22 protein-coding genes are annotated in these 24795 nt (G+C 42.5%); 12 read left to right on the top strand and 10 right to left on the bottom strand.

The features are described from left to right. Nucleotides 1-44: 44 nt before the first annotated feature. The 4 genes from ACVW2L_RS01780 to ACVW2L_RS01765 all read left to right on the top strand — a co-directional run bounded on the left by ACVW2L_RS01780 (nt 45) and on the right by ACVW2L_RS01765 (nt 3154). Entirely contained in the window at nt 45-242 is a 198-nt protein-coding gene (locus ACVW2L_RS01780) for a YqaE/Pmp3 family membrane protein (protein WP_457126233.1), read from the top strand. An 80-nt stretch (nt 243-322) separates the two neighbouring features. Beyond that, a complete protein-coding gene (locus ACVW2L_RS01775) occupies nt 323-1240 on the top strand; it encodes an alpha/beta hydrolase (RefSeq protein WP_457126232.1) in 918 nt (305 codons plus the stop codon). Nucleotides 1241-1596: 356 nt separating this feature from the next. Next, nucleotides 1597-2328, top strand: a complete 732-nt coding sequence (locus tag ACVW2L_RS01770; protein WP_457126231.1) for a head GIN domain-containing protein — start codon at nt 1597-1599, stop codon at nt 2326-2328. 97 nt (nt 2329-2425) lie between these two features. After that, nucleotides 2426-3154 (top strand): head GIN domain-containing protein, encoded by a 729-nt coding sequence (locus tag ACVW2L_RS01765; protein ID WP_457126230.1) that lies wholly within the window; start codon nt 2426-2428, stop codon nt 3152-3154. An 85-nt stretch (nt 3155-3239) separates the two neighbouring features. Here ACVW2L_RS01765 and ACVW2L_RS01760 read toward each other — a convergent pair whose 3' ends face one another. Together ACVW2L_RS01760 and ACVW2L_RS01755 are read right to left on the bottom strand one after the other, a co-directional pair. Continuing rightward, complete coding sequence (locus ACVW2L_RS01760) at nt 3240-4265, bottom strand: hypothetical protein (protein ID WP_457126229.1); 1026 nt, start codon at nt 4263-4265, stop codon at nt 3240-3242. A 13-nt stretch (nt 4266-4278) separates the two neighbouring features. Then, nucleotides 4279-5994, bottom strand: a complete 1716-nt coding sequence (locus ACVW2L_RS01755) for an ArnT family glycosyltransferase (RefSeq protein WP_457126228.1) — start codon at nt 5992-5994, stop codon at nt 4279-4281. 74 nt (nt 5995-6068) lie between these two features. Between ACVW2L_RS01755 and ACVW2L_RS01750 the strand changes: the two genes are divergently transcribed. Both ACVW2L_RS01750 and ACVW2L_RS01745 read left to right on the top strand, forming a co-directional pair. Then, nucleotides 6069-6551: a DinB family protein gene (locus tag ACVW2L_RS01750; RefSeq protein WP_457126227.1), complete on the top strand. Its 483-nt coding sequence runs from the start codon at nt 6069-6071 to the stop codon at nt 6549-6551. A gap of 154 nt (nt 6552-6705) precedes the next feature. Beyond that, on the top strand, nt 6706-9126 hold the full coding sequence (locus ACVW2L_RS01745) for an ABC transporter permease (RefSeq protein ID WP_457126226.1): 2421 nt from the start codon (nt 6706-6708) through the stop codon (nt 9124-9126). Nucleotides 9127-9294: 168 nt separating this feature from the next. Here the strand turns inward: ACVW2L_RS01745 and cmk are convergent, their stop codons facing one another. Further along, nucleotides 9295-9987, bottom strand: coding sequence for a (d)CMP kinase (gene cmk, locus ACVW2L_RS01740; protein WP_457126225.1), 693 nt, complete (start codon nt 9985-9987; stop codon nt 9295-9297). 112 nt (nt 9988-10099) lie between these two features. On the opposite strand from cmk, the gene arfB reads away from it, so the two are divergent. Next, nucleotides 10100-10513 carry an alternative ribosome rescue aminoacyl-tRNA hydrolase ArfB gene (arfB, locus tag ACVW2L_RS01735; RefSeq protein ID WP_457126224.1) on the top strand — a complete coding sequence of 138 codons (414 nt, stop codon included), beginning with the start codon at nt 10100-10102 and terminating at the stop codon, nt 10511-10513. Here the strand turns inward: arfB and ACVW2L_RS01730 are convergent. Then, entirely contained in the window at nt 10510-11472 is a 963-nt protein-coding gene (locus tag ACVW2L_RS01730) for a lipid A deacylase LpxR family protein (protein ID WP_457126223.1), read from the bottom strand. The two genes, arfB and ACVW2L_RS01730, sit on opposite strands and share 4 nt — an antisense overlap. Nucleotides 11473-11545: 73 nt before the next feature. Further along, the gene (gene lon / locus ACVW2L_RS01725) at nt 11546-14023 is read right to left on the bottom strand and encodes an endopeptidase La (protein ID WP_457126222.1); all 2478 of its coding nucleotides are present in this window, start codon (nt 14021-14023) and stop codon (nt 11546-11548) included. Between the two features lie 356 nt (nt 14024-14379). Here lon and ACVW2L_RS01720 point away from each other — a divergent pair, with 356 nt between their 5' ends. Then, nucleotides 14380-15009 carry a tetratricopeptide repeat protein gene (locus tag ACVW2L_RS01720; protein WP_457126221.1) on the top strand — a complete coding sequence of 210 codons (630 nt, stop codon included), beginning with the start codon at nt 14380-14382 and terminating at the stop codon, nt 15007-15009. On the opposite strand, the gene ACVW2L_RS01715 is transcribed toward ACVW2L_RS01720, so the two are convergent. The 3 genes from ACVW2L_RS01715 to ACVW2L_RS01705 all read right to left on the bottom strand — a co-directional run bounded on the left by ACVW2L_RS01715 (nt 15006) and on the right by ACVW2L_RS01705 (nt 18262). Further along, entirely contained in the window at nt 15006-15521 is a 516-nt protein-coding gene (locus tag ACVW2L_RS01715) for a hypothetical protein (RefSeq protein ID WP_457126220.1), read from the bottom strand. The two genes, ACVW2L_RS01720 and ACVW2L_RS01715, sit on opposite strands and share 4 nt — an antisense overlap. Before the next feature lie 119 nt (nt 15522-15640). Next, nucleotides 15641-16024: an endonuclease domain-containing protein gene (locus ACVW2L_RS01710; protein ID WP_457126219.1), complete on the bottom strand. Its 384-nt coding sequence runs from the start codon at nt 16022-16024 to the stop codon at nt 15641-15643. A gap of 156 nt (nt 16025-16180) precedes the next feature. Next, nucleotides 16181-18262 carry an alpha-glucuronidase gene (locus tag ACVW2L_RS01705; RefSeq protein WP_457126218.1) on the bottom strand — a complete coding sequence of 694 codons (2082 nt, stop codon included), beginning with the start codon at nt 18260-18262 and terminating at the stop codon, nt 16181-16183. 204 nt (nt 18263-18466) lie between these two features. Here ACVW2L_RS01705 and ACVW2L_RS01700 point away from each other — a divergent pair, with 204 nt between their 5' ends. The 4 genes from ACVW2L_RS01700 to ACVW2L_RS01685 all read left to right on the top strand — a co-directional run bounded on the left by ACVW2L_RS01700 (nt 18467) and on the right by ACVW2L_RS01685 (nt 21767). After that, nucleotides 18467-19264: a sulfite exporter TauE/SafE family protein gene (locus ACVW2L_RS01700; protein ID WP_457126217.1), complete on the top strand. Its 798-nt coding sequence runs from the start codon at nt 18467-18469 to the stop codon at nt 19262-19264. Nucleotides 19265-19356: 92 nt separating this feature from the next. Further along, entirely contained in the window at nt 19357-20772 is a 1416-nt protein-coding gene (locus ACVW2L_RS01695; RefSeq protein WP_457126216.1) for an MBL fold metallo-hydrolase, read from the top strand. Between the two features lie 24 nt (nt 20773-20796). Further along, the gene (locus ACVW2L_RS01690) at nt 20797-21357 is read left to right on the top strand and encodes a YeeE/YedE family protein (protein ID WP_457126215.1); all 561 of its coding nucleotides are present in this window, start codon (nt 20797-20799) and stop codon (nt 21355-21357) included. After that, nucleotides 21354-21767 (top strand): DUF6691 family protein, encoded by a 414-nt coding sequence (locus tag ACVW2L_RS01685; RefSeq protein ID WP_457126214.1) that lies wholly within the window; start codon nt 21354-21356, stop codon nt 21765-21767. The genes ACVW2L_RS01690 and ACVW2L_RS01685 overlap by 4 nt, the downstream gene beginning before the upstream one ends. Nucleotides 21768-21962: 195 nt before the next feature. On the opposite strand, the gene ACVW2L_RS01680 is transcribed toward ACVW2L_RS01685, so the two are convergent. Beyond that, complete coding sequence (locus ACVW2L_RS01680) at nt 21963-23069, bottom strand: RCC1 domain-containing protein (RefSeq protein WP_457126213.1); 1107 nt, start codon at nt 23067-23069, stop codon at nt 21963-21965. Nucleotides 23070-23232: 163 nt separating this feature from the next. Further along, the gene (gene gpmI / locus ACVW2L_RS01675) at nt 23233-24756 is read right to left on the bottom strand and encodes a 2,3-bisphosphoglycerate-independent phosphoglycerate mutase (protein WP_457126212.1); all 1524 of its coding nucleotides are present in this window, start codon (nt 24754-24756) and stop codon (nt 23233-23235) included. Nucleotides 24757-24795: the final 39 nt, after the last annotated feature.

The following is a 24795-nucleotide window of genomic DNA, read 5'->3' as shown; positions in this document are numbered from 1 at the left end:
ACAGAGGCGGATATCCATCTAAATGGTATAAATAATTAAATGTTATGCGTTACTTTTTGTGTTTGATATTCCCGCCGCTGGCTGTACTTACAACCGGTCGTATCGGCGCGTTCATACTCAGCATTATATTAACAATATGCTTTTGGATACCAGGCGTTATTCATGCGGTATTAGTCACTAATGATTACTATGCCGCCCGCAGACACAGGCAACTGGTTAGGGTAGTGCGCAGCGGCTATTAACCATTCTTACTAATTATTGGCTAAAAAACATCCGGAACGACGTTGGTTATTATATTTGTTGTAACCAATTAAAAACCGAAATGAAATTTAAGTCATTAATAGCAGCAATATTGCTGCTAACTATCGGGTCGGCATATGCCCAGGACGCTAAGCAGATACCATTATATGCCAACGGTGTCCCCAATTCAAAAAAAGGCCCCGATACCTATGTTGAACAGGATGTCACCGGCAGAGTTTCTAAGGTGACGGAACCTACACTTATTCCTTTCCTTCCTGAAAAGGGCACAGCCAACGGAACAGCGGTAATTATTTGCCCTGGCGGTGGTTACGGATTTTTAGCAATGACGGGCGAAGGCTTCCCGGCCGCTAAAGAATTTAACAACATTGGCGTTACCGCATTTGTGTTAAAGTACCGTTTACCGAGTGACGATATAATGAATGACAAAAGTATTGGCCCGCTACAGGATGCGCAGGCAGCTATGGCTTTAGTACGGTCGCGCGCTGCCGAGTGGGGAATTAACCCTAACCGCATTGGTATGATGGGTTTTTCGGCCGGTGGGCACTTAGCCTCAACAGAGGGTACCCATTTTGATAAACCTGTTATTGAAAATAAAGGCGTTAGTCTGCGCCCGGATTTCATGATACTGATATATCCCGTTATCACTTTTGGCGAGCTGGCGCACGGTGGTTCGAGAAGGGGCTTGATCGGCTCTACTCCTACCCAGGATAAGGTTGATCTGTATTCAAACGAAAAACAGGTAACGGCCAATACGCCCATAACCTTCATTATCCATGCACAGGATGATACTACTGTACCCGTACAAAACACGCTGATGTTTTATGAAGCGCTGGTTAAAAATAAGGTACCGTCAGAAATGCATATTTATCCGGCTGGTGGCCATGGTTTCGGTATTAACAACCGCAAAAGCAAAGAAAACTGGTTTGATTGGTGCAAAGGCTGGATGGATACCAATGGTTTGCTAACGGCAGCTAAATAAGATAATATTAAAAGGATTTTAGAGGCCTAATTGTAAACCACTTAATTTGTGGTGTTGCAAAAGTGTTGCTAATCTGTTGCTATTGTGTTGCTAAAGTGTTGCAAAAAATGCCAAAAAATGCCTAATTTCATCGTTTTACAATTCACTCATAATCAGCTATTTAAGGAATTATTACAGCTAAATTTCCTGACGAATAAGTTATTGTAATTGAAAATAACAACTACTTGATAACCAAATAATTATACTTTTACAACAGGGGTAACGCATATTTTTTGCAACACCTTAAGCGTAAAGTTTAAATTTGGTGTAACTATTTACCAGGCAATAACGTCCTAATAAAAACCAACAATACAACTATGAAAACAAACTTTAAACTGATAATGGCCGCCGCAATGTTAGTAAGCACAGGCACATCGTTTGCTACGCCTGTTAAACCGGCTCACGTACGTTTTGCAGATATTGAAGACCGTAAGGTTGCAGACTTTAATGGCATCAGCATATCCGGATCATATGATTATTACATAAAACAAGGTTCAACTAACGCAGTGCGCGTTGAAGCGCCTGCTAAACTATTGCCTTATATTGTTACCGAAGTTAAAGGCGGCGTATTAAACGTTACTACCAAAAACCACACTAACTGGGGCAACGTTTTTAACAACGAAAAAATAGCTATCTACATCACTGCTAAAGACGTTAACAGCATACAGTTTTCAGGTTCGGGAGATGTTTATTTTAAAGAAGGCATAAACACGAGTGAAATGCACATTTCAATGAGCGGATCTGGCGACTTAACCGGAAAAATTACCGCTAAATCAGTTGATTGTTCGCTTACCGGATCTGGTGATTTAACCCTGTCAGGCAGTACAGAAAATGCTAAAATAAAGCTGGTAGGCTCGGGCGACTTATCTACCCGCGCTATGCAAGCCGTTAATACCTATGTTGAAGTGGTGGGCTCTGGCGATGCCAGTGTAAATGCCAGCGGAAGTCTTAATGCAAAACTATCAGGCTCTGGTGATATTAATTACAGTGGCAACCCTAAAAGTGTATCAAAGTCTAAATCGGGCAGCGGCGATATTAACAGAGGGTAGAAGTTTTTTTACCTGCTTTTTAATTTTCATGGTTGATTTTTAAATTTGTTACCCAATTACAACAAATTTTTATAAAAACAAACCAGTAAAATTCACCATGAAAATTAGCTTTAAATTTTTATTGGCGGGCGCGCTGATTATGAGCGCCGCGCATTTATCGGCAAAACCATTAACGCCCCATAACCAGGCGCAGGCCGCACAAACCCGGCAAGTTTATGGGTTTACTAAGATTAATGTATCAGGCCCGTACCATTATTTCATTGCAATGGGCACAAGCGAAACATTACGGATAGAAGCGTCAAAAAACATTTTACCCTATATTGTAAACGACGTTAAGAATGGCACCCTGAGCGTGTACGAAAAAAAGGCTGCCGGTTTAGGTGCCATGTCTAAAAACGAAAAAGTAAATATTTACATCACGGCCCGGGAGATCACCGATATCAATCTGTCAGGTTCGGGCAATGTAACCGTTAAGAACCTTTTAATTACTTCTGCATTGCGTTTGGCTTTATCAGGTTCCGGTAACCTTACCGGTAATATAAATGTGTCAACAGTGGATTGCAATTTAAACGGATCAGGCAATATAAAACTGGGTGGTACTACTACGAATGCCAAAGTAAAGCTTGCTGGCTCAGGCAACTTTGTAGCTAATGATTTAAAGGCTATTACTACAGATGTAGAAGTTATTGGATCTGGTACTGCACGCGTAAATGCTTCAAAAAGTTTAAACGCAAAGGTTGTGGGTACAGGAAGCGTGCATTACAACGGAAATCCAAAAACCATAACCAAATCAAAATCAGGCGGCGGCCAGGTAATTAAAGGGTAACAGGCCCTGTTAAACCGCCCATAGAAAGACTACAATTTTTGTTTATAAGCCCGCTCTTCCGTAAGGATTAGGCGGGCCTGCTTTTTTACCTAAACCTCGCTAATACCTTTCGGCCCAGATCATATGTAATTCTGAATGCCTGCTGGTTATCGTTATTATACCCGGGCGAGAAATGGAAGCTGAATATAAACTGCCCTTTAATATTCTTAAATAAAAACGGCGTATAAATTATATCCAAACGATTGTATGTTGGCTTTGAGTAATAGGAGTCGCCATAAATAACGTTGCTGCCTTTGCCGCTGTAGAACTCGTCATATAAAGCAAAACGCTTATAACTTAGATAAGCGCTTGCCACAAAACCCGTAGGCGTACGGGCACCGTCAACACCTCTTACCCGCTCAAACGAGGCCATCCCCCCTACCTCAACGGTAAGCGAATCAAACATAGTTTTGTTGCTTAGGTCAAGCCCCAACCTTATTTGCCCTGCGCCGTTATCACCAATATGGTCATTAGGTAACAATACTTCCGCCCCGGCATCATGCATCAACATAAAATAGTGCGAAATGTAAAACGGCCCGTTTACTATAGGTTTATACTTTCCCGCAAAGCCGAAAAGAAATTGTTCCCTGTCTGTAGTCGTTTGGCGGCTCACCCAGTCCAGCCATGCCGTCTCGGTAAAATGCTCATTGCTGTAACGTGTTAATAATCCCTGTACATTGGGGCGGTAGTAGCGCAGCGTGTCGTTCAAAATGGCACGTGGGTAGTTGGTTAACAAACCTTCGCGCGGAAACATGCCGGCGTTAAACAGCCAATTTTTGCCGGTATAGCTGTAATAGGCTACAGGATCGGCCTTGCCAAAAAAAGATTTAGCGCCAAACTCGTGCAAGGCGTTGGCACCCACAATAAAATGATTGGAACTATCCAGGTTAATTCCCAGATCAATTGCTATACGCGTGCCCGAATAGGTATGCGAGCGGGGTATAAATGCCTTGTACTCCCGGTTATCCAAAAATCCTAAACCGTTAAAGTGTATATCAAGACTTTGCTGAGCAAGCGCAGCAGTGGAGGTGATTATGAATAAAAAGAGTATTAAATATATTTTTCTGGTCATGGTGGCGGCTAAGCTATTCTACTGTGAGTTTTATTGTACGGCTATTAGTGCTCCCTGCAAAAGGAGTTGTTTTTATTGAAAATATCAACTGATAGGTGCCTTTTTGCTTTGGCGCAAACATGTTAAAATTATAAGGGCTACTATCGCCTGGTTTTATAGTGATCTTATTAAATAACGAGTCGCTTTTTTGTGCATGCATCAGCCTGTCGCCCATAAAATAACAGGCCCCTAATAATACGTGCTGTTTACGGCCGGCGTTATTAAAGTTAATGGTGTATGGGTAAGGATTTGTGATTTTAAGTGGGATGCTAAGTTCCTGCCCCTGCTTAACAGTTATTTTATCCGGTTCGGTTTCGATCTTTACTTTTTGATAAGTTCTGAAATCGTTAACCCATTCTGTATACCATACCCAGTGCGGGTTTACAATTGAATCGGTAGTTAAAGAGCTTTTAACATCATTTAGATAAAGCACCCGCTTGCTCTGCATTTGCTCTTCAACAGGCCAAATATCAAACTGCGTGCGATGGTAGTAACGCGAATCATACGAAAAACCTTTGAGGCTATTGGTGTAATAATTGTATTTAGATGGATTTTGAAAACCATCGGTCATTACCACATAAGCATCCCCTGCCTTTTGCTTTACCACTGCCGACCATTCCTTAAAACCATAATAGCTTTTTATCTGCCCCAACTGTTTTACAAACGGCACAGCAAATGCCAGGCATAATCTTATAGCTACAATAATTATAATATTAATAGTTGCCAGCGGATAAAACCAGCGCGGCACAGCGCCCACCTGTTTAAAGCGGATTAATGCCAGCATAGTTAGCGGTGCAAAAGCTATCAAGGTCCAATGTGGCTGTGCCTCGCCCCTGAAAGTGGTTATAAAAAAGAAGATAAGCGTGCCGATGCAATTAACCAGCAAGCAGCGTATGAAGGCATCTTTAATTTTAATACTAAAGGCCAGATAAAACAAAAACCAACCAATAAGCGGCCCAGCCATTAGCAGTTGGCCGGGTATATAAGAGAATGTATTATCAGCGTTATAAATACTGGCCGCCCGCTCATACAAATGGTAGTTAAGCGATGGATAACCGTGCTGCACCTGCCATAAAATATGCGGCAGATATAAGAGGATAGACAGTATTACTATCAAATAAAACGACGGCCTTTTTAATAACTTGATATTTGATGCCAGCGTGAACGCTACCAATAACACGGCGTGATATTTACTATACAGCATACAGGCTATCAATACCCCTAAAACTATTGCAAGCAGCCAGTTATCATCATCAATATACTTTTGATAAACATAGTAAAAGAGGATGGCGAAGAAATACAAGGGCGCATCCGGCGTGGTAGTAAAGCCATAAATGCTAAAGATAAAAATGCCACCGGTCACCATTATAAATGGTAAAATTTCTACCGCATATTTTTTAAGGATGAGCCAGAGGATGTAGATGGAAAGGCTGCTGGTAATTATTGTCATAAGACGCAGACCAAGCTCGTTATGCATTAGCTTATCCCCTATCCGGATAAAGATGGCCACCATAGGCGGGTGATCGAAATACCCCCAACTCAAGAACCGCGAATACATCCAATAATAAGCCTCGTCGGCATGAATTTCGAGGGTAAAAGCCTGTACAATGTTCAGTAACGTCCAGCATATCAAAAAACAGGTGAGTATTTGGGCAGACCTAAGATTTTTTTGTGCGCTGAACAATTGCATCTGGTAAAGTAAAACGTATCAAATGTAGATAAATTAAGTTTAAGCCTTAAATTAGACCCATATTTTACGCAACCATGAACAAAGGCCACGACTTTATAAGAAAAGCACGTTTAACATTAACAAACATCGCTAATGAGTTAAGCGTTGAGCAACTTAATGAGATTCCAACGGGTTTCAACAATAACATCATCTGGAATATGGGCCATTTGATAGCCACACAGCAAATAGTATGTTATCGCAGAGCACGGGTCGATACAGTTGTTGATACCGAGTTTGTTGATATGTACGCGCCAGGTACCAAGCCTGAAAGATTGATAACCGGGGAAGAAGTACTGCGCATACAAGAGTTATTTTTTACGTCGTTAGATCGTTATGAACTTGATATACACGCCGGTGTATTCAATAACTACACGCACTGGACAACGAGGGCGGGTGTTGACATAACGAACGTTAACGATGTTGATGCCTTTTTACCATACCATGAGGGGATGCATATTGGATATATTATGGCTTTGAAAAGGGCATTGAGCCCGTTAACTCAAAAAAACACATTTTAAAAGGCATGCAATAATAAAAGCACTGTATCGATCCCGAACTACACCGTACGTTTTCGAACAGTTTAACAATCAAACACCAAATAAAATATTGATTGCCAATTAGTTAATCAATTGGTCTAATTTTGGCATTAGGTTGATTCAAACCTCTTGAGATATGTTAAAGCATTACTTACAAACCGCCTTAAGGCATTTTAGTAAACATAAGCTAAGCGCTGCCATTAATGTTCTGGGGCTTTCCGTAGGGATAAGCGCTGCTCTGGTTATCTTTATTATAGTTAAATACGACTATAGTTTTGATAAATTCCAGCCAGACAATGACCGCATCTTTCGTGTTGTGACTGATGGTGACGGCTGGAAAAACGCCGGCGTTCCGGTTCCGTTTCCCTTGGCTTTACAACAAAATGCAGGTGGTATAGCAAAAGTTGCCCCTATGTTTACCTACGGCTGGAATACGCCTGTAACCATACCCGAGAACAGCAAGCAACCGGATAAGCTATTTAAAAAACAGGAAGGCATAGTTTTTACAAACGCCGACTATTTTGATATTTTTCCGCATAAATGGCTGGCGGGCCACGCGGCTTCTGCTCTTAAACAACCCAACGCCTTGGTGCTATCAGCACAACGCGCACAATTATATTTCCCCAATATGCCGTCTGATAAGCTGATAGGGCGTACAGTTGTCTTTAATGATACGGTTAAAACAACCATAACCGGGATTGTGGCCAACCAGACTGAGAACAGCGATTTTAAATATGATGCTTTTATTTCTATAAACACCGTTTATAACACCGGTTTAAAAGTGTCTTATCAAACCGAAAAGTGGGATAATACTAGTTCATCCAACGTGGTATTTGTAAAGCTATCTCCTAAGGTTTCTGAAGCCAGCGTTAATAAACAGATAACCAACATTTTCAACAGGCATAAAGCAAAAGACGATAACTCTAAGACAGTGCACAGGTTACAGGCTTTGTCTGATATCCATACCAACCTTGATTATGAAGGGCAGGTAAATACCGAAACTTTACGTAACCTGGCTTTACTGGCTATGTTCCTATTGGCATTGGGGGCCATCAACTTCGTCAATCTATCTACCGCGCAGGCTTCTGAACGGGCCAAAGACATAGGCATACGCAAAACGCTGGGCAGCCTAAAAAGTCAGCTAATAGCGCAGTTTCTTACCGAAACATTTCTACTTACCATTTTTACTGCTCTCGTATCCCTTGCCTTACTGCCGCTTTTGTTGATGGTGTTTGGCAGTTTTATCCCTGAAGGTTTGGGCGCTACTTATATATTGCGCGAGCCTATGGTGTGGCTGTTTCTGCTGTTATTGATTATTGTTGTTAGTTTGGTGGCGGGGCTATATCCGGCTTTAGTACTTACGCGCTTTCAGCCTATTTCAGTATTAAAAAATACGGTTGTCAACAGCAGCGGTGCTACACGCGGGTCATGGCTGCGTAGTACGCTTATCGTATCGCAGTTTGTAATAGCCCAGGTATTTGTTATTGCTGTACTTGTAGTTAATAAACAAGTACATTTTGCTGTGCAAAAAGATATGGGCTTCCGCAAAAATGCCGTTATTAATTTCCATATACCTCTTAATTTTTTCAATCCAGATAATAAAGGTGTTATACTAAAGAACGAGCTGGCTCAAATGCCCGGCGTACAAGCCGTTAGTTTGGGTGCTCAATCACCAGCCTTTGCCGGATCAATGCAAACACGTGTTTCGTATAAAGAAAAAGGCAAAGACATAGATCTTTCTGTAGCCTCACGCAGCGGAGATACTTCCTTTTTAAAAGTATACCAGATACCGCTGATTGCAGGGCGAAACATCGTTGCTTCTGACACCGCGAATGAGCTGCTTATTAACGAGACCCTGGCCAGGCAGGTGGGCTTTAAGCAGCCGGCGCAAGCAGTTGGACACACCCTTAACTTTGGCGGCCCCAAACCCATAGTTGGCGTTATGCACGATTTCAATCAAGCCTCTGTTCGCAGGAATGTGGAACCGCTGATCTATTATGCAGCTCCAAAATTTGGCTATATGATTCACGTAGCACTGGCTCCCGATCCCACCACCTGGAAAAAAACCATTGACCAAACGCAACGCGCCTGGAAAAGCATATACCCCGATGTGGATTTTGAGTATAATTTTCTGGATCAGCAGATTGAAAAATTCTATAAGACCGAGCAGCAATTATCTTTACTACTGGCCTGGTCTGCCGGAGTTGCCATTCTGATAAGCTGCCTGGGTATGCTGGGCTTAGTAATTTTCATGACGAACAAACGTGTTAAGGAAATAGGCATAAGGAGGGTATTAGGCGCAACCATTACCGAGATTGTGGCATTGCTCTCCGCTGATTTTGCAAAATTGCTGTTATTGGCTTTTGCAATTGCTGTGCCCATTGCCTGGTGGCAAATGAGTAAATGGTTGCAAACTTTTGCTTTTCACACCCCCTTAAGTTGGTGGTTGTTCGTAATCAGCGGTTTGTTTATGATAATTATTGCACTTGTCATCGTTGGCGTAAGGGCCGGTAAAGCTGCAATGGCTAATCCTGCCAACAGCCTAAGAGCAGATTAAATAAGGTATTTCTAAATCAAGATCAGTGAGATAGAATAGTATTCACGTTTAACCGCGTGAACACTTAGCCTTCAATCTTATTAAAAATGCCACGCATGCGGTAGCAGTTCATAGCGGTATCGCCTAATTGTGCAATAACGCTATAATTACAACTAATCTTGAAGCAAACTATCTTAGCGGGGAATTCTTATCCAAAAAAGGTTTTACCTTGCTAATAGCAAACGCTAATTGCTCGGCCGGGGTAAGGTCGGTGTTATCTAATATAATAGCATCATCCGCACGGGTAAGCGGGCTTTCTGTGCGGGTAGTATCCTGGTAATCGCGGTGTGCCAAATTCTCGAATACTTCTTCTAACGTAATTTCAGGATTTTTAGGAAGCAGCTCTTTATATCTGCGCTCAGCGCGGATCTTAGGGTCGGCGGTCATAAAAAACTTTACCTGTGCATTGGGAAATACAACGGTGCCAATATCGCGCCCATCCATTACCACGTTTTTTGATTTGCCCATGCGCTGCTGCTGCCTTACCATTTCAACGCGCACATCATGCAATGCCGCTACAGGACTAACCATTGCAGAAACCGGCATCAGCCTTATCTCTTCAGATACCTCTTCATCATTCAGCGTTATATGCGTCTGATAATCGCGCGAGTGGAAATTAAGGTGGACATCTTTCAATGCGTCCCTTATTTGACTTTCGTCTTTCAGGTCAACATTGTTCCGCAAAAAGTATAAGGCTACAGCACGGTACATGGCGCCGCTATCAACATAAATAAAATGTAGTTCTTTTGCCAAAGCCTTTGCCAGCGTGCTTTTGCCGCATGAAGAATAGCCATCAATGGCTACCATAATATTGCTGCTCATGTGCCGCTAAGATAACAAAATTTGGATATTGGCGCTGGTGTTTTGGCATAGAACCACGTAAATTTCGACTGATCACCTCATCAACCCAATCAACTATTAACTAAATTGCGCCATGAATTTTTCAAAATTGACCCTTGCAAAAGAGGTGAGCTATAAAACATCGCGCAGCGGCGGCAAAGGGGGGCAAAACGTAAACAAAGTATCTACCAAAGTAGAACTTTTGTTTTCTGTTGACGACTCCACTCAATTTACTGATGATGAAAAATTGTTGATAAAAGAAAAACTACAATCGCGCTTTAACAAAGATGGTTATGTGCAGGTTATATGCGATGAGGAACGCAGCCAGCTATTGAATAAACAAATAGCTTTAGAACGATTAAGCACGCTGCTTACACGCGCACTTCAAAAACCAAAACCCCGTAAAGCAACCAAAGTGAGTAAACAGGCTAAAGAGGCCCGGCTTGCCGGTAAAAAGATCGCATCGCAAAAAAAGGAGAGTCGCCGGCTAAAAGATTTTGATGCTTAATTAAAGCGGTAAAGCACAGTAACACTTGCCCATTGCTGGCTGTAAACCTGATGCTTTACAGCAGTGGTAGGAAATGTTGCAGTATAATCAAGCACCCAACGTTTACCAACAAACGATACACCCACCTGATTACTGAATATAGCACGGTTGGGCACACTTGTAACCTCAAGCGATCCTGCTTCTTTTTTATCAGACAATCCGCCTTCAATGGTAGCATCATAAGCTATGTAATTAAACTGCGGTTTGTAATGAATAAAGAACTCGCCATTATTAGTTTGCGGCGCGTTTTCTTTGGTAATAACCGTACTCTGGGTACTGATGGAATTAAACAGCTGCCCTAATTTTCCTAAACGAAAAAGCGGCCCTGCTCCCGCCCCGGTAAAACCTGTACCTAAATTTCCGTAGGCGCTTACAGAAACATCAAACCCATCGCTACGTGTAAGCAAGCGATTATATTCCGCAGAAAGATTTAACTGGAACGCATTCTGAATTTGATACTTCCAGCCATTGATGGGATAAAAGCCAAATGTATTGTGGATAAACTTTTGCGTCCCTTCGCCTGCTGCAGCCGGGCCAATAACTCCTATCTGCGCGCCAAGCTTAAGGTTGCTCTCGTCTTTATAAAGTAAATTTAATGAGCCGCCTGCATATAAATATCCGGCAAAAGGCCTGTCAACAAAAGTGGCAGCTGGTATATTACCTGTTCGCGGGTTATATATTTTTTGTCCCAACTCAAAACCGAGCACCTTATTTTGCAGCTTCTTGTTATTGTCGGTTTTTAATGCGTGCCTGTAAAACAGGAAAATGCCGTCGGTATAATAACGGTCTGATCCTTGAAAAAGATAAGAGTCGTTATCGGTTTGCAAGCCAATTTCGCTCCCATGGGTCTGCGCTTTTGTAGTTAAAAAAGCTGCAATTAAACATATTGCTGCTATCGAAAATTTTAAATTTAAGCTCATTAGTGTGCCAAAAATAAAAAAAAGCCGGGAATAGCTCCCCGGCTTGCTTATTAAATATGTTTGAGTTTCATCATCAGTTCAACTCCGCTCTTGCCGGCTCAGCCTTCACCGTCAAATCTATCGCATCGGTAACCTTTTCATGTAAAAGAGCAAGTTCAATCACCTCGCGCATTTCGGTAACATAATGAAATTGCAGATCCTTAATATACCCCTCTTTAATTTCCAGGATATCTTTTTGGTTTGATTTGCAAAGGATGATCTCTTTTATATTCGCTCTTTTCGCTGCTAATATTTTCTCTTTTATACCACCTACCGGCAATACCCTGCCGCGTAACGTAATCTCGCCTGTCATGGCCAGATGCGGCTTTATTTTGCGTTGGGTAAACGCAGAGGTTAAGGCCGTAAGCATAGTTATACCAGCCGAAGGACCATCCTTAGGTGTGGCGCCGGCCGGAACGTGCACATGCACATCCCATTGATCAAACAGGCGGCCATCAATGCCGAATTTAACGGCATGCGCCCGCAGGTAAGCTAAAGCTATAACTGCCGACTCCTTCATCACGTCGCCCAAACTGCCGGTAAGGGTTAATTTACCTTTACCCGGACTAAGGCTGGCTTCAATAAACAAAATATCGCCACCAACAGATGTCCAGGCTAAGCCCGTAACCACGCCTGCGTTGTTATTGTGTTCGTAAAGGTCCTTATCAAAAATAGGCGCACCTAAAATGCGCTCAACATCTTTTTTACTTACCGTTGTGTTATAGGTTTCTTCCATGGCAATGCTTTTGGCAACACCCCGCACCACCGATCCTATTTTTTTCTCTAATCCCCGCACACCCGACTCGCGTGTATAATCCTCAACCAACTTTTCAATAACATCAGGTTTTATCACAACATCCTTGGCAGTAAGGCCGTGCGCCTCGCGTTGCTTAGGCAACAGGTGTTGTTTAGCTATTTCTATCTTCTCTTCAATGGTATAGCCATTTACCTCAATTATCTCCATCCTGTCTAACAAAGCTGGCTGGATGCTGCTTAATGAGTTGGCTGTAGCAATAAACATTACGTTGGACAGGTCAAAATCCATCTCAACATAATGGTCGTAAAAAGAGCTATTTTGTTCCGGGTCAAGCACCTCCAGCAATGCTGATGATGGATCGCCGCGGAAATCGCTGCCTACTTTATCAATCTCATCCAAAATAAATACAGGGTTAGCTGCACCAGCTTTTTTTACAGATTGGATAATACGGCCCGGCATAGCGCCTATATAAGTTTTGCGGTGCCCGCGAATTTCGGCCTCGTCGCGGATACCGCCCAAAGCCATACGTACATACTTACGGCCCAAAGCCTTGGCAATTGATTTACCTAACGATGTTTTACCTACGCCCGGAGGGCCAACTAAACAAAGTATAGGCGCTTTCATATTATGCTTCAGCTTTAAAACCGCTAAATACTCTATTATGCGTTGTTTTACCTTATCTAAACCAAAGTGATCTTTGCCTAAAACTTTCTGAGCTCGTTTAAGGTCGAAGTTGTCTTTGGTAAACTCATTCCAAGGCAGGTCAAGCAAAAGCTCCAGGTAGTTTATCTGTACTGAGTAATCAGCCGCAGCAGGATTGGTACGCGCCAATTTCTCAACTTCCTTATTAAAATGATCTTTAACCTCAACTTTCCATTTCTTTTTAGCTGCACGCTGGCGCAGGCTCTCTATCTCCAAATCAGGCGTATTACCACCCAGCTCTTCCTGGATCGTTTTTAGCTGCTGATTTAAAAAATAATCGCGCTGCTGCTTATCCAGGTCAACCCTTACCCTTGTTTGGATCTGGTTTTTCAGTTCCAGCATCTGCAACTCGGTTGTAAGATGCTCCAATACCAAATTGGCCAGATCGCGGCGGTTGCGGGTTTCAAGCAAAGTTTGCTTAGCAGCCATATCAGCATTCATATTTGATGATATGAAATTGATAAGAAACGAAGTGCTTTCAATATTGCGGATAGCTATTCCAGCCTCGCTGGGTATATTGGGTGATAACTGAATAATATTCATTGCCATGTCTTTAATAGAAGATATCATGGCTTTGTATTCGCGGTCCTCTTTAGATTTTACATCTTTAAAAGGTTCAATAGTGGCTTTAAGGTAAGGGTCAGACTGAACCTCCTCCTTTAAAAAAAAGCGTTTTTTACCTTGCAAAATAACGGTGGTGTTACCGTCAGGCATTTGCAGCATTTTAATAATAAGTGCAACAGTGCCTACTTTATTTAACTGCTCAAAGGTTGGGTCTTCATTGGCAACATCTTTTTGCGCAACCACGCCTATCATACGCTTGCCCTTGTTGGCATCCCGTATCAGTTTGATAGATTTATCCCGGCCAACCGTAATAGGTATTACTACGCCCGGAAACAAAACAGTATTGCGTAAAGGCAGTATAGATAAAATATCGGGAATCTGTTCATTGTTCATTTCCTCTTCATCCTCTGATGACATGAGCGGAAAAAACTCAGAATCTTCATTTATAACGGGCATTGTATTCTTAAAATCAAACGGGTCAAAACTCATCAAATACCTTTCTGGTTAAACGTCATATTGTCAGCCTCCAAATGCAGGATGGCCGCCAACTTGTGCTGACGTATGCAATTAATTTAATATGGCACTATGTTTCAACTAATATGCCAAGATGCCGAATATTTACCGAATGAGGCGTATTGATCTGAATACATGCAATTTACAAAAACCAGGCACCCCAAACATTTTATTTAATATAAATGTTGCATATGAAAAAAAGTCAGGTACAATTGTGGAAAACTCTTTCATAAAAAAGCAGGATATTTTAAATAAAATTGCTGCCGCTTATAATAATTTAAACTATTATAAGTTATTTGTATACTGTTGTTTACACCACAGTTAATTTGTAAATGAGGTTAACGGTAATTGCATCCTTTTTAATCATCTCCTCTGTTGAGCATGCGGCATCACAAAATGCCTATGTTAGATTGGGGCAACAGGCTTATATTGACGGTAATTTTAAAGCCGCCATAAAGCAGTTGGAGAAAGGCTGCCTGATAGATTCTACCGATGCAAATGCACTATGGATGTTGGGTTACTCCTATTATCACAGTGATAATTTACCAAAATCGGTAACCGCGTTTACTAAAGAGATAGCCATTGCACCTAATGATGCTGCTGCTTATTATTACCGCGCCATGGCCAAATATCGTTTGGGCAAAGGCAGCCAGCTACAGGCTGACCGGGAAAAGCATTTATTAGGTTCTATTTTTGATTTTACCAAAGCTATTAACCTTAGTCCTACCGACACAAAAATTGCAAGTTTTTTTCAAAACAGGGCTATTGCTTACCGCGACTATGGAATGTTTAAGTTAGAAACAGCAGCAAAACCATATGACAGAGCGCGGGGGCTTAATTCGTTAAGAGCGGCAATGAACGATCTGCAAAAAGTTTTGGATTCGGATCCGGGCCGGAGCGATATTGCCTCGCTATTTGAGGTAACCAAAGAGAAATTAGCTACCGCTAATGGCCATCATTAATTAAACTTTCCGGCTATCTTGTAAGTATTAGCGCCCAGCAGCTTCACTTTTTGATATTTTTCTATTACGTAAGCCGAGTCAGGGTAGTAATTCAGTGTTTCGTGTGTGTTGTAGAGTGCGTTGTTAACCTGGTTATAAATAGAGATCTGCTTGATGCTCCCATCTGCTGTTTTGCAAATAACTACACGGCGCGTCCTTAGTTCAGTATCCTTAGCCGTATAAATAATTGCTCCTTCGCTATCTCGCTTTGCATAACTCCCACTCCATGCAGGCTTGTTAATGTCCGACTCGGTAAACAAAGCCAATTCGATGTTCCAATTAGTTATTTCAACCCTTTTGCTTTCAGTTGTTCCGTTATGTACAACAGTTTTAGTAACGGTGTGATGTTGTTTTTTTAGCTGCGCGATGTTCTTTTCAAAATAACCTTTAATGTCGAAATATTCTTTTACAGCGCCCTCCTTTAGGTTATCTGGTTTGCAGGAAGGAAGGGAAGACGCGAAGAATAATATCATTACCACACTTTTAAATATTCTAAAAGCATTCAAGTTCCCCTCTTGAGAGGGGGTGCGGCAGCCTGAGCATTGGCGGGGGTGTGTTTTCCCGCTATAAAAAGTATTACTTATCATTACTATTAATTCTTCTCATAAATATATCCCGCAATATGGGCATCAATTGTTCTTAACACGTTTACCATATCCTTTCTAATATCCTGTTCCCTAAAACGTAATATAATTAAACCCCACTGTCTCAATTCATCCTCACGTTTTTTATCAGTCGCGCTTATCTCTTCATGTGTGTGATAAAACCCATCTATTTCAATCACCAAATCTAACTCATAACAATAAAAATCAACTATGTAATTTAAAAGCGGTTTCTGACGATGGAAATCAAAGCTGTACATTTTCTTATTGCTTAACTCTCTCCACAACAAAACCTCACCTAACGTACTATCGTTTCTTAGCTTTCTGGCGAGTTCTTTTAAATATGGCTTGTAAGGAATAAGTTTACGTTTCATTGCGCTGAACAGCTAAAATATAATTTATTAAGTTAGTTCCATAACACACCCCTACACCCCTCTCAAGAGGGGAATCGCACGGTCCACCGTTTCTTATAACAAAAGGCTGCAACCATAAGGTGCAGCCTTCAATTTTGTTAAGATAAAACATTTGAGTTACTTTATACTCGCCGGGGCTACACTCTGTATATAGCTTAGATCCCTTACCGGGCGTTCAACCTCGTAAGGTATGGGCATACCGCTAAATGTCTGGAAATAAAGGATACTGCCATCTTTCCAAACCTGCGCGTCGCGCGCGTGGATGCGCAGGCGGCTTTGAACATTTTCAAAGCGTTCCTTATCCACAAAGGGCTGCGCCATATCCCAAACAACCTGAAACTGCCTTACCTGCTTGACGCCTGTATCATATTTAATGCAAAGCTCATCCCACAAGGTGCGTCCACTTTTCATTTTATATGTCCATGGTACGTGCTGGAACCAAAGCAAATAAATTTCGGGGATATTCTCCAGTGATGAATAAGTTGTATTAAGGGGCTCGTGGTACTGGCTAACGGCATCTGTCCCAGTCTTAGTTCTGTTAAAACCAATGCCTTGTTTATCTGCTTTATGGTAATATGGCGGCGTCCAATCTGCACGCGTACGTGGCGGCGCATACCATGAACCCGGTCCGTAATGATCAGAAGCCGAGAACTGGTGGTGAAGCCCAAGCGGCATCATGTAATTAACCGCGGCCTCGCGGCTGTCTAACATCATTTTTTTTACCGGGGCCAAAAAGCCGGCATCCCAGTTTTTGGTGGCCATGGCAGCTTTACCTTCGTCGGTAACCGGGGCGAAGGTTAATTTCAACCACTCGCCGGCTATCTGCGCGCTGGTTAGTGTATTATCCCAACCTAATCTGCCAAACGCATACCAGTTGGCTGCGGCAAACGGGTGTGCTGTCCAGTTACTGTCTAAACCAATGTTTGATACACCTGCAATAGCCGTATATTTTTGCGGATAGATGCTGCCATCGGTAACCTTACCAACAGTACTGCCTGCGCCAGCCTGATAGGTGTCGCTTTTAAGGCACTCTTCCCACATGGTTGATAAAAATACCAGGTGCTTGGCCTGCCCAAGGTACTCCTGCATGATCTGAAACTCGGGCATAACCGAAGTTTTCTTCATGGCACCAAACAGCGGACTAAATGGTTCGCGCGGCTGGAAATCAACCGGACCATTTTTTACCTGGATAATAACGTTATCTCTAAACTGCCCATCAAACGGCATAAATTCCTGAACGGCTTGTTTAGCCCTGTCGGGATCGTTGGGAGCATACACAAATGCCCGCCACATAACAATGCCTCCGTAAGGTTTAAGCGCATCAGCCAGCATATTTGCGCCGTCTACGTGTGTACGTTTGTAATCCTGCGGACCAGGTTGCCCTTCGCTGTTGGCTTTAATTAAAAATCCGCCAAAGTCTGGTATCAAGGCATATATTTCTTTAGCTTTTGCCTGCCAGTATTTAATAACTTCAGGGTCAAGCGGGTCGGCTGTTTTTAATCCACCCTGGCGTATTGGCGAAGCAAAGTTTGGCGCCATATAGATCTTCATGCCGTATGGGCGCACGGCGGCGGCAATAGCGGCGTACTTTTTTAGATAAGGTGCAGATAACATCATGGGCTGTGCGTTTACGTTATTAACAACAGCGCCGTTAATACCGATAGATGCATTAAGCCGCGCGTAATCCTTCCAACGGCTTATATCGCCTGCGTTAACAGTTACAGAATCTTTCTCGTTACGCCAAAAAATCGATTTTCCGGCAAAGCCGTGTTCAATATTACCGGTCGGGTTGTCCCAGTGGTTCAATACGCGGCGCTGGTACGATGGATTTGACAATATATTATCGGTTGATTGTCCGCTGGCCATTCTGCGCAGCATATCATACACTCCGTAAAGAATACCTGCATCGTTACCGGCAGTAATTACACCTCCATTAATTTTAAAGCCATCGGTTTTAAGCGCCTTATCGGCTTTCACCACCAGCTGAACAGTGGCATTTGGGGTGCCCTGCCAAAATTTAGCGAGTTCTTCCTTTGCCACATCTAAAGTAGCCGACTTTTTGCCTGACACAACAACCTTAACAGGTTTTGCAGGGCCTTTTCTAAGCCACAGGTCATATCCATTTTCAGCGTGTAGGGTGGTGCTGCACAACACAGCCGTAAGGATAAAAATAAATTTTATAAGCGATGCTTTCATCATAAAAGGGCTATTTGGTTTATATCAATATTATCGGGTTGATAATACAGGTATAAATCTGCGAAATACACTTGGCAACTCACAATTTATGAAATTAATATACAGACTTTTTACGAAAACGAAGTAGTTGGCAGCAAGTTACATATACAAAAGCGAGATTTGACTATCGCATTAGGTAATGGCGCAAGAACTATGCTATTTTTGCGCATGGATATCTTTGCTTACGTCGCCTCTGCCCTCATCGGTGTATCTTTAGGGCTGATAGGTGGCGGCGGTTCTATCATGACGGTACCAGTGCTGGTTTACCTGTTTGGCATTAGTCCGTTGCTGGCAACCTCGTATTCTTTGTTTATTGTTGGCACTACTAGTATGGTTGGCGCCTATAATAATTATCGCAAGGAGTTGGTAAACATAAAAACGGCCTTGCTTTTTGGTATTGCTTCTATAACTACTGTTTTTTTTACCCGTAAATTCGTTATTCAACGTTTACCAAAGCATATTGCCCAGATCGGGTCATTTGAACTTACCGAAAATATATTGACCATGATACTGTTCGCCGTGCTTATGATAGCGGCGGCAATTGCCATGATAAGCAGCGGGCGGGAAAATGATGTGAATGATATTCCCACTAACAAGTTGCTTAATTTACCCAAGCTTTTAGGCTATGGTGCTGCTATTGGTTTAGTAACGGGCTTATTAGGTGCAGGTGGCGGTTTTCTGCTCATCCCAATGCTGGTATTATTTGTCGGCCTGCCCATGAAAGAAGCTATTGGCACCTCGTTACTTATCATTGCCCTTAACTCACTTATCGGTTTCACCGGCGATCTTGGGCATTTTAAAATAGACTGGCTCTTTCTAATAAAAATTACAGCAATAGCCGTTGCGGGTACATTTATAGGCGATGCCATTAATAAAAAAGCAGATGGCGTTAAGCTAAAAAAAGGGTTTGGCTGGTTTGTGCTGGTTATGGGTATTTATATTATTACCAAAGAGTTATTTTTATAACCCTGAAAGAAATAACTGCCGGATGACTTTAGTCGCCGCTAAAAAGCAGATAACATACCGATATTTGCGTAGAGATTATTCACAGTATAAAAATGACGATAGAACAAATATATACCGGATGTTTAGCGCAGGGAGCTTACTATATCCAATCCGGAACCGACGCGGCTATCATCGATCCGCTTCGTGAGGTGGAACCTTATATCAAAAAGGCACAGACATCTGGAGCGAAAATAAAATACGTATTCGAAACACACTTCCATGCCGATTTTGTATCCGGGCATATTGATCTGGCCAGGAAAACCGGTGCAACTATCGTTTATGGCCCTAATGCCGAAACAGGCTTTGATGCCCACATTGCTCAGGATAATGAAGAATTTAAAGTAGGTGAAATTACCATTAGAGTTTTGCATACGCCCGGCCACACAATGGAGTCGGTTTGTTATTTGCTGATTGATGAACAAGGTGAAGAAATAGCCTTATTTTCTGGCGATACACTGTTTATTGGTGATGTTGGCCGCCCGGATCTGGCGCAAAAGGCCGGCAGCGTAACACAAGAAGATCTGGCCGGAAACTTGTTTGATTCGCTTCGCAACCGCATCATGCCATTAAGCGATAAAGTGATTGTTTATCCGGCACATGGTGCGGGGTCAGCCTGTGGTAAGAACATCAGTAAGGAAACTACTGATACCTTAGGCAATCAAAAAAAATTCAATTACGCGCTGCGCGAAAACATGACTAAGGAAGAGTTTATTGTTGAGGTAACTCGCGGCCTCCTGCCTCCGCCGCCTTATTTTCCACTCAATGTTAAATTGAACAAAGATGGTTACGAAAACATTGACAATGTGTTGTATAAAGGTAAACAGCCATTAACAGCTGATGCTTTTGAGGCTGCTGCGAATACTACAGGTGCCCTGTTGCTTGACACCCGCACTGCGCAGGATTTTGCCCGATCATTTATTCCAAACTCCATCAACATTGGCTTTGATGGTAGTTTTGCGCCGTGGGTAGGCGCTCTTATCCCCGACATTGATCAGCCAATATTACTAATTACCGAAGATGGGCGTGAGGAAGAAGCCGTTACCCGCCTGGCCAGGGTGGGCTACGACAACGCTATCGGTTACCTTAAAGATGGCGTAGCGGCATGGATAGCAGCAGGCAAAGAGACCGATACGATACAGTCTTTATCAGCCGAAGAACTTGCAGATATAGCTCGCGCACACAGTGTAAATATTATTGATGTACGCAAACAAAGTGAATATAATGCTGAACATCTTTTAAAGGCTGAAAATCTTCCCCTTGAAGACATTAATGACCACCTGGCAGAGCTTGATAAAACAAAAACCTATTATGTGCATTGTGCCGGGGGTTACCGTTCTATGATATTTAACAGCATGTTAAGGGCGCGTGGGTTTAACAAGCTTGTAGATGTTAAGGGTGGGTTTAAAGCGCTTAAAGAATCCGGGCGTTTTGACACGAGCAATTATGTTTGCCCAACCACCAGGCTTTAAAAATTATAAATCAATAATAATATAATGCTGCAACTTTTGAAACAACCATGGCCATGGTATGTGTCCGGGTTATCCATTGCCATGATTATGACTTTACTGTTGTATTACGGTAAATCATTCGGGTTTTCGGCTAACCTTCGCACCATGTGTACTATGGCAGGCGCAGGTAAAAGAGTAAAGTTTTTTGATTTTGACTGGAAGACCCAAAAATGGAACCTTCTGTTTTTAATAGGTTCTGTTATGGGAGGCATTATTTCGGCCACGCTTTTAAGAAACGATGGTCCGCTGCAACTTTCTGCCGCTACAATAAACGATCTAAGCGCCTTAGGCATCCATTTTGACGGGCATTTGAACCCGGAGCAACTATATAGTATCCAAGCGCTTTCCATAAAAAACATGATTTTACTGTTAACCGGTGGTTTGTTAGTGGGCTTTGGCTCGCGTTATGCTGGCGGCTGCACATCAGGCCATGCCATCAGCGGCTTATCCAACCTGCAATTGCCATCGCTGTTGGCCGTTATCGGCTTTTTCGCAGGCGGCCTTATCATGACTCATTTACTTTTTCCGCTGATCTTCAAAATATGAAGGGCTTTAGATTTGTACTTGCCGGGATAATCTTTGGTATTGTGATGGTAAAATCAGAAGCAGTATCCTGGTATCGCATACAGGAGATGTTTCGTTTCCAATCATTCCACATGTATGGCATTATTGGTACGGCAGTTATTGTTGGCGCAGTGGCCGTTTACCTGATAAAAAAATTCAATTTAAAAGATTCTGATGGCAATGCCATCAGCCTGCCCGATAAAGACAAAAGCTTTAAAAAGCACATTATTGGAGGCTTGATTTTTGGATTGGGATGGGCTTTGACCGGCGCTTGCCCCGGCCCAATGTTCGTAAACATTGGGTATGGATATATAACCATGATCATTGTGGTGATTGGCGCTTTGTTAGGCACGTACCTGTACGGTTTGCTTAAAGGCAGGCTGCCGCATTAAGCGCCTGTCCCGGGTTGATAAAAACTAAAAAGGCCACGTAAATTTAATATCGCAGCCTTTTTACAACTGGTCGAAGGTTGTCAACTTTCGAGCCTAAACAATGCAAGCATTCTGCTTGCGTGAAGCTAAAACTTGACGCATTTATGAATAAGCCAAGGCTTCGACAAGCGATGAGAATGTCACTGGTATTTAAAACTACTGATATTGCACAGGCACAAATATTTCCCTTTTTAGGGTTGTGCCATCGCCTAACTGATTTTCTGAGTTACCACCAGCCGCCCATACAGAATTATCGTTTTTAATGATAAGGCAATGACCTGCTCCGGCCTTTATCGCTTTCACTTCTGATGCAATTTTTACAAGATTAGGGTAATTACTCGATTTATTTGTAGGATCGGGATAAATAAACGCTGTCCCGCAGGTAAATAAACTACCATCGCTTTTCAACACTAATGAATAAGACGAATTTGTTGAAACAGCCTTAACATTGTCGGTAATTTTTACAAATGAAGATTTGTCTGTATAGGAACCATCACCTAACTGCCCGCTGGTATTAAGGCCGCTAGCCCAAAGCGTATTATCATTTTTTATAATTAAGGCTTGAAATATCCCCGCGCTTACCGCTTTAACGCCATCAGCAACTTTAACAAATGTGTTGACATCTGTTTGAGTTCCATTCCCAAGTTGCCCGTAAGTGTTATTTCCAGCTGCCCAAAGTGTATTGTCTTTTTTAATGACCATAGTAAAATGCCCGTTTAAACTCATGGCTGTAACATCATCGGCTATTTTTGCAAAAGAGGTAGTACCACCAATTGTAGCATTGCCCAGCTCGCCATAGTTATTTCTGCCGGAGCCCCAAAGCGTATTATCGTCCTTCAATATTAGGGTGGCCAGGTTACCACATTCCACCGCGTTAACACCATCAGCCACCTTGCGCATGCTATTACTTAATTCTTTGGTACCTATCCCCAACTGACCGTCAAAATTATAGCCGCATGCCCAAAGCGTATTGTCTGTTTTTAGCAGCATGGTATGTTGAAAGCCTGCACTGACGGCCTTCACATGCTCTGCTATTTTTGTGAATTTTGGGCGATGATAGGTAGTACTTCCATCATCAGTCTTTAAAAAACCATTACTGCCGCAGGCCCAAACAGTTCCGTCGGTTTTCAATATTAACGAGTGTTCCATTCCCGCCGCAACAGCCACATCCGCTGTTGTATTGTCAACATTGGGTTGGCTTTTTTTACAGGAAATAATAAGCAATGAAACAAAAAAAAAGTAAAGGATGATCTTAGGTCTCATGGTTACCAATTTTAGCGTCACAATATAAGAAAAAGTACCCATAAGGGTGTTCGGGCTTTACAATTTCCGCCTATGCTGGGCCCTCTACGAGAGGCCCTACTCAGTAACAGCAAAGGCCGCGTTAAATAACAACGCGGCCTTTTTTATATTCTAAAACGCTCAATTACACCAAAACATTCCCGCTCATTTCGGTGGGAATGGCAACGCCTAATATTTTTAAAATGGTAGGTGCAACATCACCTAATTTACCATCATTTACATGTATTACATCTTTATCAATAACAATACAAGGCACAAGGTTAGTTGTATGCGCCGTGTTTGGAGATCCGTCGTCGTTTATCATATAATCGGCATTGCCGTGGTCTGCCAGTATTATGAATGAATAGCCATTGGCTATACCGGTTTCAATAACCGCCTGCGCGCAGGCATCAACAGTTTCAGCAGCTTTTACAACCGCGCTGAATACGCCGGTATGGCCAACCATATCTGTATTGGCAAAGTTAAGTACAATGAAATCGGGCCAGCCGCTTTGCAGCTCGGGAATAATAGCATCGCGGATGCCCTGGGCACTCATTTCGGGTTGCAGATCGTAAGTAGCAACTTTTGGCGATGGTACCAGCAAACGTTTTTCGTTAATGAACTCTGCCTCTCTCCCACCCGAAAAGAAAAAGGTAACGTGCGGGTATTTTTCAGTTTCAGCAATACGAATCTGATTTTTACCGGCATCCTGCAAAATCTCGCCTAATGTTTTTGTCAGATCGTCTTTTGTAAATATTACTTTAACACCTTGATAGGTTTCATCATAAGTGGTCATGGTTACGTAATACAACTTTAGCGGATGCAGGTTATATTCCGGGAAGGCTTTTTGAGTTAAAGCCAGGGTAATCTCGCGCCCGCGGTCTGTGCGAAAGTTAAAGCAGATAACCACATCGCCTTCTTTAATAACAGCTAAGGGTTGCCCGGTGCTGTTGGTTTTAACAATTGGCGGCATAAATTCATCTGTAACATCCTGCAAATACTGGCTTTTTATAGCCTGCGGAATATCATTTACGGCTTCGCCAACACCATTAACCATTACATCATAAGCTTGTTTAACACGCTCCCAACGGTTATCCCTATCCATGGCGTAGTAGCGGCCAATGGCCGATGCTAATTGAACCTTAGTGCCAGCAATATGCTGCTCCAGATCGGTAATGAAACCTAATCCCGATTTAGGATCAGTATCGCGGCCATCTAAAAATGCATGGATAAAAACGTTATCCAAATTGTACTCGCCCGCCGCATCACATAAGCCTTTTAAATGTTTTATATGCGAGTGCACACCACCATCAGACACCAAGCCAATGAAGTGAACAGCCTTACCATTTTGTTTGGCATAGTTAAAGGCATCTTGTAAAACGGGGTTACCGGGTAGCTCATGCTCATCTACAGCTTTGTTAATGCGGCCAAGTTCCTGGTAAACCACCCGACCGGCACCCAAATTCATGTGCCCTACTTCAGAGTTGCCCATCTGCCCGTCAGGCAAACCAACAGCCATTCCCGAAGCCTCGAGCTTTGAGTGGGGATAAGTGTTTATTAAATGATCAAAAAAAGGGGTGTTTGCCGCCAAAATGGCGTTAGATTGGTCGTTACGGCCATAACCCCAGCCATCCAATATAATTAATGCAAGTTTTTTCGTATTTTCCACAATGCAAATATAAATGTCGCGTTGTATACATTATAATTT

The sequence above is a fragment of the Mucilaginibacter sp. HD30 genome (genome assembly GCF_054061755.1).
This window is presented reverse-complemented; position numbering and strand designations above follow the sequence as displayed.

Excerpts from the sequence above, each read along its gene's own strand:
- ACVW2L_RS01780 (WP_457126233.1), top strand. The coding sequence starts at position 45 with ATGCGTTACTTTTTGTGTTTGATATTCCCGCCGCTGGCTGTACTTACA.
- ACVW2L_RS01775 (WP_457126232.1), top strand. The coding sequence starts at position 323 with ATGAAATTTAAGTCATTAATAGCAGCAATATTGCTGCTAACTATCGGG.
- ACVW2L_RS01770 (WP_457126231.1), top strand. The coding sequence starts at position 1,597 with ATGAAAACAAACTTTAAACTGATAATGGCCGCCGCAATGTTAGTAAGC.
- ACVW2L_RS01765 (WP_457126230.1), top strand. The coding sequence starts at position 2,426 with ATGAAAATTAGCTTTAAATTTTTATTGGCGGGCGCGCTGATTATGAGC.
- ACVW2L_RS01760 (WP_457126229.1), bottom strand. The coding sequence starts at position 4,265 with ATGACCAGAAAAATATATTTAATACTCTTTTTATTCATAATCACCTCC.
- ACVW2L_RS01755 (WP_457126228.1), bottom strand. The coding sequence starts at position 5,994 with ATGCAATTGTTCAGCGCACAAAAAAATCTTAGGTCTGCCCAAATACTC.
- ACVW2L_RS01750 (WP_457126227.1), top strand. The coding sequence starts at position 6,069 with ATGAACAAAGGCCACGACTTTATAAGAAAAGCACGTTTAACATTAACA.
- ACVW2L_RS01745 (WP_457126226.1), top strand. The coding sequence starts at position 6,706 with ATGTTAAAGCATTACTTACAAACCGCCTTAAGGCATTTTAGTAAACAT.
- cmk (WP_457126225.1), bottom strand. The coding sequence starts at position 9,987 with ATGAGCAGCAATATTATGGTAGCCATTGATGGCTATTCTTCATGCGGC.
- arfB (WP_457126224.1), top strand. The coding sequence starts at position 10,100 with ATGAATTTTTCAAAATTGACCCTTGCAAAAGAGGTGAGCTATAAAACA.
- ACVW2L_RS01730 (WP_457126223.1), bottom strand. The coding sequence starts at position 11,472 with ATGAGCTTAAATTTAAAATTTTCGATAGCAGCAATATGTTTAATTGCA.
- lon (WP_457126222.1), bottom strand. The coding sequence starts at position 14,023 with ATGAGTTTTGACCCGTTTGATTTTAAGAATACAATGCCCGTTATAAAT.
- ACVW2L_RS01720 (WP_457126221.1), top strand. The coding sequence starts at position 14,380 with ATGAGGTTAACGGTAATTGCATCCTTTTTAATCATCTCCTCTGTTGAG.
- ACVW2L_RS01715 (WP_457126220.1), bottom strand. The coding sequence starts at position 15,521 with ATGATATTATTCTTCGCGTCTTCCCTTCCTTCCTGCAAACCAGATAAC.
- ACVW2L_RS01710 (WP_457126219.1), bottom strand. The coding sequence starts at position 16,024 with ATGAAACGTAAACTTATTCCTTACAAGCCATATTTAAAAGAACTCGCC.
- ACVW2L_RS01705 (WP_457126218.1), bottom strand. The coding sequence starts at position 18,262 with ATGATGAAAGCATCGCTTATAAAATTTATTTTTATCCTTACGGCTGTG.
- ACVW2L_RS01700 (WP_457126217.1), top strand. The coding sequence starts at position 18,467 with ATGGATATCTTTGCTTACGTCGCCTCTGCCCTCATCGGTGTATCTTTA.
- ACVW2L_RS01695 (WP_457126216.1), top strand. The coding sequence starts at position 19,357 with ATGACGATAGAACAAATATATACCGGATGTTTAGCGCAGGGAGCTTAC.
- ACVW2L_RS01690 (WP_457126215.1), top strand. The coding sequence starts at position 20,797 with ATGCTGCAACTTTTGAAACAACCATGGCCATGGTATGTGTCCGGGTTA.
- ACVW2L_RS01685 (WP_457126214.1), top strand. The coding sequence starts at position 21,354 with ATGAAGGGCTTTAGATTTGTACTTGCCGGGATAATCTTTGGTATTGTG.
- ACVW2L_RS01680 (WP_457126213.1), bottom strand. The coding sequence starts at position 23,069 with ATGAGACCTAAGATCATCCTTTACTTTTTTTTTGTTTCATTGCTTATT.